This window comes from Amphritea atlantica (assembly GCF_018860855.1).
Lineage (GTDB): Bacteria > Pseudomonadota > Gammaproteobacteria > Pseudomonadales > Balneatricaceae > Amphritea > Amphritea atlantica_A.
Genome location: NZ_JAHKQE010000028.1, coordinates 66390 through 82026 on the forward strand (window position 1 = coordinate 66390; position 15637 = coordinate 82026).

Sequence of the window (15637 nt, forward strand, 5' to 3'; positions counted from 1 at the left end):
GCTTCAGCTTTTTATTGTAGATGATTTTAGGATGCTGACGTGTGGCAGGGAAAGTGACATGGCTACCTTTATTGCCCTGTTTGTTGATGCTGATGGCTGGATATCCTATTTTGTTAAATTATCTGAAAGCGTTTATCGCGCTTTATTTAGCTAGAGATTAGCAGAGGGTAGCGCGCTGTTGCAACAGAATCCTTGGTTAGATTTTTGCGGCTTCATGATCAGGTTCAATGGGTTATGTTGCCGGTGCTTGGGGGATTTGCTAACGGGGTATTAAGGGGAGGTTAAAGACAAAAAAAGAGAGCCAATAGGCTCCCTTTTAATCTGTTTCTTAACGCTTAGACGCGATTAACTTTCGCGCTTTGGACGAGGCTTGCGAGGTGCACCGCGGTCGTTAGTGCCGCGACCTTTGCCTTTAAACTCGCCACGTGGTTTGCGTGGTGCAGGGCGAGCAATCTCACCTTCCATCAGGCTGATATCGATCTTCTTGCGACAGATAAACACGCCTTTGAGTTGCTGCAATACTTCGGTCGGCATCCCTTTAGGTAGCTGAACAGTACTGTAATCATCAAATAGGCGAATATCACCGATATGGCGGCTGTTAATGTCCGCTTCATTGGCAATAGCACCAACGATGTTTTTAACCTGTATGCCGTCGTTACGACCCACTTCCAGACGATATACATCGAGATCGGCGTAGTCAATGCGTTCGCGCTTAGCACCGCGATCACTGTCACGGTCATTATCACGTTCACGACGAGCACGAGGTTCAGGCTCAGGTGGTAGAATCAATGGTTTCTCTTTCTGTGCCATAAATAGCAAGGCAGAGGCTAGATCCAGTGTTTCCAATTTGGTTTCGCTGGCCAGTTGGTCGATCAGCTCGCGGTAAGTGCCCATATCTTCATCATTAAAGATAGTGGTGATCTGTTCGCGGAAAGATTCTAGACGTTTGCTCTGAACCATATCCCGTGAAGGGAGATCCATCTGTTTGATTGGCTGACGGGTCGCTTGTTCAATCTGTTTTAGTAGGCGACGTTCCCGTGGCGCAACAAAGAGAATCGCCTTACCATCACGCCCAGCACGGCCGGTACGGCCGATACGGTGTACGTAGGCTTCGGTGTCGTAAGGGATATCATAGTTGATGACCATGCCGACACGCTCAACATCAAGACCACGTGCGGCAACATCGGTTGCGACAACGATATCGAGCTTAGCGTCTTTCAGGCGTTGCACGGTGCGTTCACGTAGCTGCTGGTTCATATCACCGTTAAGTGCTGCTGCGGAATAACCGCGGGCTTCAAGCTTCTCAGCAATTTCGGTGGTAGCTGTTTTAGTACGGGCGAAGATAATAATACCGCCACAATCTTCTGTTTCCAGAATACGTACTAGAGCATCCAGTTTGTTCACACCTGATACGATCCAGCAACGCTGATCGATATTTTCCATGGTGGACGTTTTTGATGCAATTTTGATCTCTTGCGGATCGCGCATATAGCGCTTGGTGATCCGACGGATCTGCTCAGGCATGGTGGCAGAAAATAATGCAGTCTGACGTTCAGCTGGCGTTTTGGCCATGATGGTTTCAACGTCATCAATAAAGCCCATGCGGAGCATTTCGTCGGCTTCATCGAGTACCATTGCTTTGAGTTCATCAAGCTTCAGTGTACCGCGATTCAAGTGGTCCATAACGCGACCTGGTGTGCCCACAACAACATGTGGTCCACGACGCAGTTGTTTCAGCTGCAGGGTATAGCTCTGGCCGCCGTAGATAGGCAGTACGTGGAAACCAGGAACGTGACGTGCATACGCTTGAAACGCTTCAGCAACCTGAACCGCGAGTTCGCGTGTTGGTGCTAGCACTAAAACCTGAGGTTTGTTGAGTTTCAGGTCAATACGGCTCAGTAAAGGTAAAGCAAAAGCAGCGGTTTTACCGGTACCTGTTTGTGCCATCCCCAGAACATCCTGCCCGTTCAGTAATAGCGGGATACATGCGGCTTGAATTGGTGATGGTGTTTCATAGCCAAGCTCTGTGATGGATTTAAGAACGGAAGAGGGGAGATCAAGGTCGCTGAATGCGACTTGTGTGTCTGACATATTTGAAGGTACCGGAAGGAATGCAATTGTAAAACGCAGTATTATACGCGCATTGTTAGATAAATGCCCACTTTTTATTGCCGAGACTCAGAGGGGCTTATCTAGTTTAGTTGAATGTCATCATACCAGCTGAGAAAGCTAGCGCCGCCATTATCGCTGTCGGTCATAATCGCAATAGCGTCTATCTCAGTGTAGGTTTTGTTAAACGCGGTTTGTAAGTCTGCTTGTATCGTGCGGCGGTGTTCGGTCCACTGTCCTATTAAGTCGGCTCCACTATCGATGGCCCACATATGTGCTCTGTTGGTGAAAGGGTTGTCCCAGCGGCTGTTGACCGGTTTGTTGTTTGACCAAACATAAACTAAGGTGCGTTTTTGCCAGAAAAAAGGGCCATCTGAGACAACGATGTATACGCGTACTGGAAAGTCATCGCCTGCTTTACTGGTTTCAACTGCGTCGGGCCAGATTGCGCTGATTTTCCAGCGCCAGCTGAGCTGAGTGTTGGCCGTTATCGGCAATGTTTTTTTATAAAAAAGGCCGGATGCAGCACTATCGGAGCGGGCTTCTAATATCTGGTTGTTGGTTTCTTTTATTAGACGATACTGGGTTTTGTCGACAAAGTTTTCGGTTTCCCACTGTTTAATGCCCTGCTGATCAAAGTTTGGAATCTGCGATGCCGAGGCTTGGCTTGGGGTTATTAAAAGCAGTGATATTAGGCTGTATGCGTAAACTGCTGAGTAAATAATAGACATGTTTGTCTTCATTGTTCGGTTTTCGTCTATACTGAAAGAGTGTTTATGGTCAATGTATCAGAGTTTAATGCCTATTTCCCCTTCTGGTTAAGCTCTGAATGTTCTGCTATCGGTCGCTTTATTGCGGTTTCGGTGGGTTTCCTTGATCTGTCACGATGAGCATGAGGGTTGTCGGTCTATTCCCCTAGATGGCAGCTAATCATCGATTTTATGATGCTCATTTAAGGAGCCTAGAGTCATCTAGGCTCCTTTTTTTGTCTTAAATTAAGCTGCTTGATGTGATGTTTGTGGCAACGAGCAGGTAGGCTAGACTTTCGGCTTCTATAGCTATCGATTATATTGGCGTATACATCGGTTTATGGGTGTAATATTTATCAATTTATCAATTTATCGGGCTTTTGTTGGAGAGTAGTGTGGTGCAGAATCCAGCCTATGAAGTGATTTGGCAGATTGTGGCGGCGATTCCGCAGGGCAAGGTTGCGACCTATGGGCAGGTAGCGCAATTAGCAGGGCTTCCTGGGGCCGCGAGGATGGTTGGTCGGTGTCTTAGTCAGTTGCCTCGCGACACTAAGTTGCCTTGGTTTCGAGTGGTTAATGCCAGTGGGCGAATCTCTTTGCCTGTGGGTAGTGAGGGCTATCTAAAGCAAGTGGCTCTATTGCAGGAGGAGGGTGTCGCGGTATTGAATGGGCGGATCAGTTTGGCTAAGTTTCGTTTATGACTGAATTGGCTTGGGGTAGGATCAGAATGCTCACTTTCTGCTCGCCCTGATCCTTAGTTAGCCGTTCAGTTACTCTAGGTTGCCAGCTTCCATGTCATAGGGGAAGCAACCGACAAAGTGGACGTATTCATCTTCAAAGATGTGGGTTTTCTTGGCGCGGTACTCAAAATCAAACAGCAGTATCAGCCAGCTGACCTGTTTATCGCCGAGCTTTTCGATCTTTTTAATGATGGCGTCGCCATAGGAGTATGACCAAGAGCAGGGGGCAATAATCTCGCGAGTCGGTGCGGTGCCTTTCTCGCAGCCGTTGGTTTCCATGTTTTCAGGGTCATATTCTGTGATTTCAAAGTTCTTGGCCCAGCGGTCTAGCCCCTGTTCATCTTCTTCAAAATAGCTGTCAGGAATGCTGGAGTAGTCGGTGGTTGAATACCAGACGGAAACAATACCTTCTTTCTCGAAATTCATGCGCTGGTCTCGCTTAGTTGTCGCCAAAGGGCGCGAATATCGTTGATATCCTGCTCGCTGAGTTGGTCTATCTTGAACGCAGCTTCTAGGCTCTGTTCCAGTTGCTGTCTGAACTGTAACGCAGTGTCGCCTTGTTCAGCGCTAACCAGGCTGATATGGCCGAGTAAGTAGCTACAGAGAAATAACTGATTGGGCTCAGCGCCGTTTTCCATGGCGATCAGCTGGTTATGCATTGAATCAGCCTGTTGTTCGTATGGGGTCATCAGGGTTCCATAAAGTCCAGTTTGTCGATGAGTAAGCTGTATTCCTTGCCGCTTTTTTCGACCTGTTGCAGTTTTACTACCATATAGCCGAGTTCTGGCGCGCACCACAGGAAGGTTTCACGGTTACTGTCGGGGCCTCGATCACGCTGTATTTTTACAGCCTCGAAGGAGCCAATCCCCGTTGAGACGGTTTCCATTCCGACAATAATGAACGGGTAGGTTTTAATCTTTCCGCCATCGGCTACTTGGTAGGACAGTTCTTTTTTTCCTGCTGCCAGATCGAGGCGCATCTGCATTTGGTAGCTAAGCTTGTCCTGTGTACCGGCGGGGATATTCATCGTCCAGGGTTTTTTGGCAATATCATTGAGCACAGTGCCGGTGCTCCAATTAAACTGCAGAACTGCATTTTTATTATTACCAATCACTTTGCGATGATATTCATAATGCTGTGGTAATACGTTTTGGTCCTGCAGGGTGAATTCGGTGAATTCGTCGACCTTAGCGATCAGCGCTGTTGCGTTAAGAGTGTGCTTCCAACGATCGCCGTTACGTGTTAATTCACTGATTGCATCGCCACCAAAGGAAATGCCGATATCCCATTGGGCTTTGTAAACCGCCTTGTAGGGTTTGAATAGCTCAGAGGCCTGTGTCGGCAATGCGCAAATAAACAGCAGTGTCGGGATAAGTAGTTTGCTAAATCGCATCGGTTACTCCTGAATGAATTGATATCCTTCAGGTGGCAGGGTAGTGCCATCGAGCTGAACAGCGCCTGAAACCGATAGTGACAAGCGGTCTGCGCAAAACCATTCAACCGCTAGCGGGTAAATGTCGTGCTCGGCGCGGTGAACTCGCAGTTGCAAACTGTCAGCATTATCGGTGGCGTGGATATTAAGTGGTGCTTGAATGGCTAAGGGGCCGCCATCTAGTTCTTCGGTGACAAAATGAACTGTGCAACCATGCTGGGCATCACCGGCATCCAGCGCCCGTTGATGTGTATGTAGTCCTTTGTATTTCGGCAGTAGGGATGGATGAATATTCAGCATCCGGCCTTGATAGTGGCGGACAAACTCAGCGGTGAGTATGCGCATGAAACCCGCGAGTACAATTAGATCTGGCGCGTATGTATCGATGGCCTCGATCATCGCCAGATCGAAATCTTCGCGGCTGTCATAATCTTTGTGATTAATGATGATTTGAGGAATGCCGGCTGTTTTGGCCCGTTCAAGACCAAAGGCCTCTGCTTTATTACTCAGTACCGCTGCGATGCGGCCAGCAACCTGGCCGCTCGCGATAGCATCGATGATCGCTTGCAGGTTTGAGCCGCTGCCGGAGATCAGAACAACAATGCTTTTGTCTGTCATTATTAGGCCTCCAGACCCAATAGATCGACCTGTTCTTCGCCCTCAGTGGCGGTTGCAATCTCACCCACGATAAAGGGGGCTTCGCCGGCATCAGTAAGAATCTGCAGTGCGGTGTCAACGGTTTCGGCTGGTACACAGATAACCATGCCGATGCCGCAGTTCAGGGTGCGGTACATTTCGCGGGCATCGACATTGCCCAGCTTTTGAATCCATCGGAATACTTCCGGCATCTGCCAGCTATTAATATCGATAACGGCTTTAGCATTTTGCGGCAGTACGCGGGGAATGTTTTCCAGCAAACCACCACCGGTAATGTGGGATAGGGCGTTAACCTGGCTGTTTCTAATCAGTTCCAATACCGGTTTGACATAGATACGGGTTGGCTCAAGCAGTGCTTCAGTTAGCGGTTTGCCATCGACAGTGCCGCTCAGATCGGCGCCGCGGACTTCGATGATCTTGCGGATCAAAGAATAACCGTTGGAGTGGGGGCCGGATGAAGGTAGGGCGATGATTTTGTCGCCAACGCTGACTTTAGAGCCATCGATAATGTCATCTTTCTCAACGACGCCAACACAGAAACCAGCGAGATCATAATCTTCGCCTTCATACATGCCGGGCATTTCTGCGGTTTCACCACCGACAAGGGCTGCGCCGGCGAGTTCACAACCTGCACCAATGCCGGTAACAACATCGGCAGCGATATCGATGTTCAGTTTGCCAGTGGCATAGTAATCCAAGAAAAATAAGGGCTCAGCCCCCGCAACGATCAGATCGTTGACACACATAGCCACGAGATCGATACCGATGGTATCGTGTTTTTTCAGGTCCATTGCTAGACGCAACTTAGTACCTACACCGTCGGTGCCGGATACCAGTACAGGCTTTTTATAACCTTCTGGGATTTCGCATAGAGCACCAAAGCCGCCTAGGCCACCCATAACTTCGGGACGGGCGGTGCGTTTTGCAACGCCTTTAATGCGATCTACCAGTGCGTTTCCGGCATCGATATCGACACCAGCGTCTTTGTAGCTGATAGGAGTGTTATGGTCAGTTGCAGACATAGTTTGTATGAACCTGTTCGGGCTGATGACTGATTGAAAAAATTTGACGCGTATTCTATCAGGTTGATGGTGAGGGGGCTATTGTGTGTTAAAGTTTATGCCGCTTAAAAAGTCACTTTTTTCAGACTGCCAAGAATGACTGTAGGGCAGTAAAATGGAGTTTAACCACGATCATGATACGCAAGCTTTATAACTGTCTACTGGTAGTGATGTTGACGGGCCTGTGCTCCCTCAGTCAGGCAGCCATGGTAAAGGGGCTGTATAGCGCTGTAATGTTGGTACCTGAACAGTTATCCGAACCATCAAATGAACAGTTGATGCAGGGATTAAAAACGGTATTGGTTAAGGTATCTGGACGGAGTAATGTGGTTAATAAACCGTCGGTGGCGAGTGCCTTGCAGCAGCCTTCCGCTTGGTTGAATCAGTTTAGTTATCAGGCAACCCAAACACCGATATCGGCTGGCGATGGTCGTGAAGTGTTGGGGCAGCGGTTATTGTTGGAGTTTGATCCCGTGTTGATCGAACAGCTATTGCAGCAAGCGGGGTTAAAGGCGGTAGGTCATGCCCGTCCAGTCTTGCTGGTTTGGTTGGCGCAGCAGCGCGGCAATACAGCCCGGGATTATGTGGCGCCGGAAAGCCAAATATATACTGATCTGGCAGAGCAAGCCCAAGTCCGTGGTATTCCCATGGATGTGCCGCTACTGGATTTGAATGATCAGACCGCACTGGATGTGAGTGATCTGTGGGGCTTTTTTCGTGAGCCTATTGAACAAGCGTCGCAACGCTACCAGCCTGATGCTATCTTGATTGGTCGGTTGATACAGAGTAGCGGCGGCGGCTGGCAAACTGAATGGTTATTGTTGCAACAGGGGAGATCCCATTCAATGAAGCCGACCGGTGCTTTATCAGAGCAACTGAAGCAGGTTATCAATGAGTCTGCAGATACAGTGCTCGCTTCATTGGGGACGACTCAATTTAATTATATTGAAACCGGTTTGCAGCTCGAGGTGACTAATATAGTCGATATAGAAGATTTTTTGCAGCTGACGGACTATCTACAGCAGTTACCGCCGGTTGATGAGGTGCGGGTCAGCCGTGTGGAAGCTGATCGAGTGCTCTTTCGCGTTGAAATTCAGGGCGGTGTCCAGTCATTGGAGCAGGCGATTCGTTTGAATCCCCGTATGTCGGCGATGCCAAGGCTAAACCATGAAGCGGGCGAGGCTGTTTATTCTTATCGCTGGCAGGATTAATGATCGATGCTGATAGCGCGCATGTTTACGCGGTGTGAATCAATTGTTGGCTTTGAAAGGGTGTATATATGAGTGACTCGCAACGTTGGTTTTTTCTTATTCTTGCTGTGGTAATGGCGTTTTTACTTTATTTGTTGCAGCCTATCTTATCGCCATTTGTTGTTGCGGCCTTGCTAGCCTATCTAGCTGATCCATTGGCTGATCGCCTAGAGGCTCGGGGATTAAGCCGAACTCTGTCGGTAGTTGTGGTGTTTCTGGTGATGACCACTGTTTTGCTGTTATTGGTAATCTGGTTATTGCCTAAGTTGGGTTATCAGATACAGGTGATGCTTAAAATGGTGCCCCAGGTGTTTACCATGATTCAAACGGTCTGGATTCCCTGGTTGGAGACGAATACCGGAATCTCATTGGTGGGTTTCGATCTACAGAGCTTGCAAGCGTTGATGAGTGGTCACTGGCAGCAGACTGGGAGTTTGGTTAAAACGGTCTTTAGTAGTGTGGGTGAGTCGGGTTTGGCGGTGGCTGCTTGGGTGGCTAATCTAGTGCTTATTCCGGTGGTGATGTTCTATCTGCTGCGTGACTGGGATGTCATGATGGGTAAAATTGGCTATTTATTACCGCGTAATTTAGAAAAAAAGGTCACCCTTTGGGCGAATGAATGTGATGAGGTGCTGGGTGCCTTTATTAAAGGTCAATTGCTGGTGATGCTAGCGCTGGGCATTATCTACGCATTGGGGCTGTGGACGGTTGGACTGGATTTAGCCTTGCTCGTGGGGATGCTAGCCGGCTTAGCGAGTATTGTGCCTTATATGGGCTTTATTGTGGGTATTGTGGCTGCCGGTGTAGCCGCCATGTTGCAATTCAATGATGTTACCATGCTGGCTTGGGTTGCCGTGGTATTTGCCATTGGTCAAGCATTGGAAGGAATGGTGCTAACACCATTGCTGGTTGGCGATCGCATTGGCTTGCATCCCGTCGCGGTTATTTTTGCCATTATGGCCGGTGGTCAGCTGTTTGGTTTTGTTGGGATTTTGATTGCACTTCCCGTTGCGGCGGTTATTATGGTGCTCCTTCGTCACCTGCATCAGGGTTATAAAAGTAGTAAACTTTATGATTGTTAAGCGGTGGGTAGGATTGGATAACGAGATTTGAGGTTTAGCGCTCAGTCCTCATGAGCAGAGAATACCTTGCTGACAACAAGAACAGACCGAAAAATGTTTTTGGTGTGATATAGCTTGGCAAACCCGAAATTTAAAAGTGAGAAAAGGCCCAGTGCCCAACTGTTGGCCAATAAGTATAGATATAGATGAGTAGTCCTGAGCCGTTTCAGATCCCCCTAGGGATCACCTTAAGGGATGATGCCCGATTTGAAAATTTCCTTTGTCAGGGGAATGAATTGCTTTGCAGTACCCTAGATCAGGCTGCCCGCGGTGAAGGCGAGCAGTATCTCTATATTTGGGGTAACAGTGATAGTGGTTGTTCTCACCTGCTGCAGGCGGTTTGTCATGCCTCGGATCCAGTTGGCCGTACGGCGGTCTATCTTCCCTTGGATGAATTGATGGATATGGGGCCGGGTATCCTTGACGGGATGGAACATCTTGATCTGGTTTGTATTGACCATATTCAAATCATCGCGGGTAATAAAGCTTGGGAAGAGGGTGTATTTCACTTCTTCAACCGTATTCGCGCTGAAAACAATCGTTTACTGGTTGCGGGTGATCGTGCGCCGCGACAGTTAAACCTTAATTTGCCTGATTTAGCATCCCGTCTTAGTTGGGGGATGGTGTTTCAGGTACATAATCTTGATGATGATGGCAAGGTGCAAGCCCTGCAATTACGTGCTAGAGGGCGTGGGTTTACGATCAGTGAAGAGGTCGCATGGTTTCTAATCCATCGGGCCAGTCGCAGTATGTCAGATCTGTTTAAGCTATTAGATAAGCTTGATTCAGCTTCATTGAGCGCCAAACGCAAAGTGACGATTCCCTTTGTTAAGCAGGTACTTGGCCTCTGATCTTACTATGGGTGACTATGAAAATTATTCTGGCAGGTTTTTCTTCTGATGTAACTGAAACAGAGTTACTAGAAATGTTAGCGCATTACACTGAAGTGGATGAATTGGAATTGATTCCCGGCGATCTTCCTGAGCAGACCATAGCGGTATTAACGATTGAAGGCACCAATGCCGAAGCCCATTGGGTGACCCGCCATTTAAACGGGTTGTATTGGCATGGCCACTCTCTGCGGGCCTTCGTGTCGCTCTTTTGATGCGGACATCACTTTAATGTCTGCTTATTCCGTGATTGTACAGACCCCTGATTATCTGATTATTAATAAAGCCCCAGGCGTCTCTGTGCATCGAGATCAAGAAGATACGGGTTTGTTGCAGCAGATATCAGCAGATTTAAACTGTGGTCCGCTTTATCTGGTACATCGGTTAGATAAAATGACCTCCGGCTTGCTGATTCTGGCACGTCATGCCGAGGCTGCCTCCATTCTGTCGCGCCAGTTTCAGGCGAGAACCGTCGAAAAATACTATATTGCCCTATCTGATCAGAAACCTCGTAAAAAGCAGGGGCTGATTAAAGGGGATATGGAACGTAGTCGACGAGGTAGTTGGAAACTGACCAGCGGCCAGAAAAATCCAGCGATTACCCGTTTTTTTAGTTGTTCTCTCCAGCCGGGATTACGGTTGTTTTTGTTGCGTCCCTTGACGGGCAAAACCCATCAGTTGCGTGTAGCATTGAAAAGTATCGGTTCGGCGATTGTGGGTGATCAGCGCTATCACAGCGTATCTGCAGCAACCGGTGATCGAGGTTATCTTCATGCTTGGAGTATTGCCTTTGACTGGCAGGGGCAGCGTTGTGAATATCTATGTGACCCGACAATCGGTGAGCTTTTTTTGCAGCCCTTGGTAAAACAGCAGTTAGAGCATTGGAAGCCACCGGCCAGCCTTGCTTGGCCTGGCGCATCATGACAAGCACATCATAAAAGGCCGTTATTGCCGACGGTAACCATTATCTCTAAGAGTAAAACCATGCAAAATGAACGAATAGAACGGGATTTTAATGCCCGTAGTGAGGAAGAACAGCACGCTTTTTTGCAACAAACTTGGTGTGATCATTGTCAGGAGGTTAATCTCGGTATGACCAATCCCCGTGAATATCTGCTTAAGGGCGTTGTGTTTGTTGAAGGTGACTGTCTACGCTGCGGTAATGCAGTGCTGACCGAATTGACAGAAGATGACTTTTAGAGACAATTTTATTTATGTCAGACACTTTTAATCAACGATTTGGCGGTACTCAACGGCTATATGGCCTGGCTGGCGTCGAATTGTTTCGACAGGCAAATATCTGTGTCATCGGTATTGGTGGCGTGGGATCATGGGCGGCGGAAGCATTAGCCCGCTCAGCTATTGGGCATATCACACTGATCGATCTCGATGATATCTGTATCACCAATACCAATCGTCAGATCCATACCCTGAATACCACTATTGGTGAGCCCAAAACTGAGGCGATGGCCGAGCGGATTCGATTGATTAATCCTGAATGCCAGGTTGAGGTCGTAGATGACTTCATTACGTTGCAGAATATTCCTGAGTTAATCGGTAAGCAGTTTGATTATGTGATCGACTGTATTGACAGTGTTAAAGAGAAAGCGGCGCTGATTGCTCACTGTAAACGCAGTAAAATCCCCGTGATCACAGTGGGTGGCGCGGGAGGGCAAACAGACCCAACCCAAATAAATATTGCTGACTTAAGCAAAACCCATCACGATCCATTGGCGGCTAAGACTCGCTCGTTATTGCGCCGCTACTACAATTTCAGTAAAAGTGGTCGCCGATTTGCGGTTGATTGCGTCTACTCTACCGAGCAACTGGTGTATCCGCAGCCTGACGGTAGTGTGTGTCAAATGAAAACAGTGACTGATGGTAATACTCGACTAGACTGTAGCGGTGGTTTTGGTGCATCTACTTGCGTGACGGCAACCTTTGGTTTTGTGGCCGTGTCACGGGTATTGCAAAAAATGCTCGAAAGAGCAGAGCGGGAGAAAAATGTGCTGTAAACATGCTATTATGCTGCTTATGCCGACAGGTCTATATTTTATTGTTTGATTTTGCGGCATTATCAGTCTCACTGTATTGATTCGTAAAATGGATATTTGGACCAATCATGTCACGATGCTTTCCGGAAGGATTCTATAAAGCTATTTTTGAAGGCTGTAGCGATGCAATCTATGTGTTAGAGCCGCAAACCTCTCGCGTTCTTGATGCGAACACCTGTGCTTGGCAAGATTTGGGCATGAGTCGCGAACAGCTCTTACAACACAGTGTTATCTCACTGCAGCAAGGCGTCGAAAATGAGGAGCACTGGGCACAGATTGCCGAATTAATTTATGCTGCCCGTCCTCAAGCATTTACCTTTATTGGTCGTCATTATCACCAGCATGGCACCTATTTTCCCGTCGAAGTTTACACCTCGGTGATTGAATTTGAAGGTCAGGAGCTGTTTCTTTCAATTGCTCGTAATTTGGATCGTACCTCGTCTCAACGGGAAGCATTTCGTACTAGGGATGCACGTTTAACCTATGCCTTGAATGAGGCGGCGGACGGTATGTGGGATTGGAATACCATCACCGATGAGGTGTTTTTCTCGCCTCAGTTAAAGCATCTGCTGGGTTATCTTCCCGATGAGATGGAACCCAATGTGAAAACGTGGGTTGAGGCCGTTCATGACACCGATAGAGAGCGGGTTATGGGGGTGTTGAAAGCACACGTCGAAGGCCAGACTGATCGCTATGAAGCTGAATATCAACTCAGAAAGCGGGATGGTGGATATATCTGGGTGAGGGATCGTGGTCGGGTGTGCCAACGTGATGCTGATGGCAATGCATTACGCGTTGTGGGCATGTGTCACGATATTACTCGCAGTAAGCAGTTAGAGGAGATGCTTAGATCACAGGCGAGCTATGATCACCTTACCGGTCTGTTGAATCGGCGTGCAGGTTATATCCATTTTTCAAAACAGCTGAGTTATGCGCAACGCTACCATCAGGAATTGACCATCTGCCTGATCGATCTAGATCACTTCAAGAATATTAATGATAGTTTTGGTCATCTAGTCGGCGATGCCGTGCTGAAGCATTTTGTTTCATTAATGAATGGAACCTTGCGCCGATCAGATTCTTTGATGCGCTGGGGAGGGGAAGAGTTTCTCTTACTGTTGCCGAATACCGATATTAACAGCGCCGTACGGTTGATTTCTCAACTGAAAAAAGAGTTAAAGCGCTATCCTGCGATATTAGAGCAGGAGGTGTGTGAAATTGCTTATACCTTTAGTGCAGGCATCTCGTGTTACCCATCCCATTCGCCGACCTTGGATGGACTGATTAAATGTGCTGACGATGCGCTTTACCTCGCGAAAGGGGATGGTCGTGATCTGATTATGATCAGCCCGCCGGCGGATATCTAGCTGAGCCTTGTTTAAGCCTTGCGCCGTTAACTGACAGACGATTAGCTGAGAGGGGTCTTCCTATGCTATCAGCTTATCTGGCTTATGTTTTAGGCTCGCAAAGTTATGTTGCTGAATCACTGAGTGTGTCGCCCGCGTTCTTTCTTACAGCGTCAATAATAGCTTTTAAACCATTGCCACGCGAGGGGCTAAGGTGTCGGCTTAGCTGTAGTTGTTCAAAGTAACCATCAATATCAAAGTCCAGAATTTCTTGTGCTTGTCGACCGTTTAGCGCAGCAAGAACTAAGGCGATTAATCCGCGAATAATGCGGGCATCCGAGTCGGCGGCAAACCACAGTGCGCCGTCAGCGTCTTTTTCGACCATGACCCAGGCATCACTTTCACAACCGTTAATGCGCGGTGTATCGCTTTTCATCGTTACTGTAAATGATGGTAGGCGCTTGCCAAGTAGCATGATCTCCCGATAACGATCATTCCAGTTTTTTAAAGGTGTCAGTTTGGCCAGAATATCACGGTCATTCACTTCTCGACCAAAAGGGGAGCTATCAAAAACGGATTGAGTGGGCGCCGTTTCAGCGGTTGAAAATGAGCCACCTTGGGCGATTAGGCTGAGGGCTTCGGCAAAGCGTTCAACATCCTCAATGCTATTATAAAACGCGAATGAAGCGCGGATGGTGCCCGGTAAGCCAAGTCGTTCCATTAAGGGCATCGCGCAGTGATGGCCGGTACGTACCGCAATACCTTGTTGATCCAGCATCAGGCCGACATCCTGTTGATGGTGGCTGCTTAATTGAAATGACAAAATTGATGCGCAGGCGGTGGGGTTACCGATGCGGGTAAAGCCAGGAATTGCTGAGCATAACTCAATCGCTTTACTCATCAGCGCCCGTTCATGTCGGGCCAGCGCTTTACGGTCTAGGCGATTGAGAAAACGAATCGCTTCCGCTAACCCCAATGCGCCGCTGATATTAGGCGTGCCGGCTTCAAATTTAAACGGCAGGTCGTTGTATTCGGTGCCTGAAAAAGACACCTTACTAATCATCTCCCCACCGCTTTGCCAAGGCGGCATCGCCTCTAGCAGTGCTTGACGTCCGTAGAGAACACCGATACCGGTTGGGCCAAACAGTTTATGACCGGAAAATAGATAAAAGTCACAGCCGAGCCGTTGAACATCGACCTCGAGATGAGATACCGCCTGTGCGCCATCAACAATCACGGTGGCGCCCATACTCTTCGCTTGGCGAATCAATCCGGCCACCGGGTTGATAGTGCCTAGGGCATTGGATATATGGGTCAGGCTGACAATGCGTGTTCGCTCATTGAGCAGCTCGGCAAAGCGTTGCAGGTTAAGGTCGCCATTATCATGAATCGGCACGACCTTGATCACTGCGCCGGTTTGTTCCGCTACGATCTGCCAAGGGACGATATTGGCGTGGTGTTCCAGTTCGGTTAGGAGGATCTCATCACCGGGTTGCAGCAACGGGCGGGCATAGCTTTGTGCTATGAGATTGATCCCCTCCGTGGTGCCACGGGTCCAGATGATCTCCTGTTCACTGTCCGCATTGATAAAGGTTTTGATCTCTGTGCGCGCGGCTTCAAACAGGCGAGTGGCTTGTTCGCTCAGATGGTGGGCGCCCCGATGAACATTGGCATTCTGTTGTCGATAAAACTGTTCCACAGCACGGATAACGGCCTCGGGTTTCTGGCTGGTGGCAGCATTATCAAGGTACACCAATGGCTGGTTGTTTATCTGCTGTTGCAGCGCTGGAAACTGTTTTCTGACTGACTTGAGATCCACGTGACCTTCCCGTTACCGGTTTTGTTCAGGGTTATTTAACAGTTTGTTTAACTGGCTCTGCCAACGGGCAAACATCATGGCGCCAATAAACAGTGCCGCGACCAGCAGTGTTTCAGCTAAGCCGAGAATCGCGCTGCTATGAGCGGACATGGCGATGGTCACTGAATGCATGAAGTACACCGTGATAAAGAAACATAACCAGATGTGTCCACGCAGATGCTTCTTCAGAATAACCGGATAGAACAGTAGCAACGGCACTGTCTGGAAGGCCCAGATACTATAAGGGTTGGCGTTTTCGGGTGGCGCAATGATCAGGTGCCAAGCGGTTAGCAATAGAATCAGACCAAAATAGCTGAAGAGAGTCACAGCGCGGCTAATGGCCACTTTTTTTACGAGAGTTTCCTGCATC

General features: G+C 48.4%; 18 protein-coding genes. 9 read left to right on the top strand and 9 right to left on the bottom strand.

Features of this window, described 5'->3' with window-relative positions:
* Positions 1-345 precede the first annotated feature (345 nt).
* Together KO512_RS12590 and KO512_RS12595 are read right to left on the bottom strand one after the other, a co-directional pair.
* Positions 346-2091 carry a DEAD/DEAH box helicase gene (locus tag KO512_RS12590; RefSeq protein ID WP_215952708.1) on the bottom strand — a complete coding sequence of 582 codons (1746 nt, stop codon included), beginning with the start codon at positions 2089-2091 and terminating at the stop codon, positions 346-348.
* Positions 2092-2192: 101 nt separating this feature from the next.
* Positions 2193-2840 carry a DUF3047 domain-containing protein gene (locus KO512_RS12595; protein WP_215952709.1) on the bottom strand — a complete coding sequence of 216 codons (648 nt, stop codon included), beginning with the start codon at positions 2838-2840 and terminating at the stop codon, positions 2193-2195.
* Positions 2841-3253: 413 nt separating this feature from the next.
* Here KO512_RS12595 and KO512_RS12600 point away from each other — a divergent pair, with 413 nt between their 5' ends.
* The gene (locus KO512_RS12600; RefSeq protein WP_215952710.1) at positions 3254-3559 is read left to right on the top strand and encodes an MGMT family protein; all 306 of its coding nucleotides are present in this window, start codon (positions 3254-3256) and stop codon (positions 3557-3559) included.
* Positions 3560-3628: 69 nt separating this feature from the next.
* Here KO512_RS12600 and KO512_RS12605 read toward each other — a convergent pair whose 3' ends face one another.
* From KO512_RS12605 to purM, 5 genes are read right to left on the bottom strand one after another with little or no spacing between them, the layout of a single operon-like run.
* Complete coding sequence (locus tag KO512_RS12605) at positions 3629-4024, bottom strand: immunity 22 family protein (protein WP_215952711.1); 396 nt, start codon at positions 4022-4024, stop codon at positions 3629-3631.
* Positions 4021-4287: a YfcL family protein gene (locus KO512_RS12610; protein ID WP_215952712.1), complete on the bottom strand. Its 267-nt coding sequence runs from the start codon at positions 4285-4287 to the stop codon at positions 4021-4023. The genes KO512_RS12605 and KO512_RS12610 overlap by 4 nt, the downstream gene beginning before the upstream one ends.
* Positions 4287-4991 carry a DUF3108 domain-containing protein gene (locus KO512_RS12615; protein ID WP_215952713.1) on the bottom strand — a complete coding sequence of 235 codons (705 nt, stop codon included), beginning with the start codon at positions 4989-4991 and terminating at the stop codon, positions 4287-4289. Before KO512_RS12615 ends, KO512_RS12610 begins: the two co-directional genes overlap by 1 nt.
* A gap of 3 nt (positions 4992-4994) precedes the next feature.
* Complete coding sequence (purN, locus tag KO512_RS12620) at positions 4995-5648, bottom strand: phosphoribosylglycinamide formyltransferase (protein ID WP_215952714.1); 654 nt, start codon at positions 5646-5648, stop codon at positions 4995-4997.
* Positions 5649-5650: 2 nt separating this feature from the next.
* A complete protein-coding gene (purM, locus tag KO512_RS12625) occupies positions 5651-6709 on the bottom strand; it encodes a phosphoribosylformylglycinamidine cyclo-ligase (protein WP_215952715.1) in 1059 nt (352 codons plus the stop codon).
* A gap of 173 nt (positions 6710-6882) precedes the next feature.
* On the opposite strand from purM, the gene KO512_RS12630 reads away from it, so the two are divergent.
* The 8 genes from KO512_RS12630 to KO512_RS12665 all read left to right on the top strand — a co-directional run bounded on the left by KO512_RS12630 (position 6883) and on the right by KO512_RS12665 (position 13430).
* Complete coding sequence (locus KO512_RS12630) at positions 6883-7959, top strand: DUF2066 domain-containing protein (protein WP_215952716.1); 1077 nt, start codon at positions 6883-6885, stop codon at positions 7957-7959.
* A 68-nt stretch (positions 7960-8027) separates the two neighbouring features.
* Entirely contained in the window at positions 8028-9080 is a 1053-nt protein-coding gene (locus tag KO512_RS12635; RefSeq protein WP_215952717.1) for an AI-2E family transporter, read from the top strand.
* 185 nt (positions 9081-9265) lie between these two features.
* Positions 9266-9970 carry a DnaA regulatory inactivator Hda gene (gene hda, locus KO512_RS12640; RefSeq protein ID WP_215952718.1) on the top strand — a complete coding sequence of 235 codons (705 nt, stop codon included), beginning with the start codon at positions 9266-9268 and terminating at the stop codon, positions 9968-9970.
* 17 nt (positions 9971-9987) lie between these two features.
* Complete coding sequence (locus tag KO512_RS12645) at positions 9988-10224, top strand: RNA recognition motif domain-containing protein (RefSeq protein WP_215952719.1); 237 nt, start codon at positions 9988-9990, stop codon at positions 10222-10224.
* A 16-nt stretch (positions 10225-10240) separates the two neighbouring features.
* Positions 10241-10933, top strand: coding sequence for a TIGR01621 family pseudouridine synthase (locus KO512_RS12650; protein ID WP_215952720.1), 693 nt, complete (start codon positions 10241-10243; stop codon positions 10931-10933).
* Between the two features lie 60 nt (positions 10934-10993).
* Entirely contained in the window at positions 10994-11209 is a 216-nt protein-coding gene (locus tag KO512_RS12655; RefSeq protein ID WP_215952721.1) for a hypothetical protein, read from the top strand.
* Between the two features lie 14 nt (positions 11210-11223).
* Entirely contained in the window at positions 11224-12024 is an 801-nt protein-coding gene (gene tcdA / locus KO512_RS12660; RefSeq protein ID WP_215952722.1) for a tRNA cyclic N6-threonylcarbamoyladenosine(37) synthase TcdA, read from the top strand.
* Positions 12025-12131: 107 nt separating this feature from the next.
* The gene (locus tag KO512_RS12665; protein ID WP_215952723.1) at positions 12132-13430 is read left to right on the top strand and encodes a sensor domain-containing diguanylate cyclase; all 1299 of its coding nucleotides are present in this window, start codon (positions 12132-12134) and stop codon (positions 13428-13430) included.
* Between the two features lie 103 nt (positions 13431-13533).
* Here the strand turns inward: KO512_RS12665 and KO512_RS12670 are convergent, their stop codons facing one another.
* On the bottom strand, positions 13534-15228 hold the full coding sequence (locus KO512_RS12670) for a SufS family cysteine desulfurase (RefSeq protein WP_215952724.1): 1695 nt from the start codon (positions 15226-15228) through the stop codon (positions 13534-13536).
* Positions 15229-15240: 12 nt separating this feature from the next.
* On the bottom strand, positions 15241-15636 hold the full coding sequence (locus tag KO512_RS12675) for a DUF2069 domain-containing protein (protein WP_215952725.1): 396 nt from the start codon (positions 15634-15636) through the stop codon (positions 15241-15243).
* Between the last annotated feature and the right edge of the window lies 1 nt (position 15637).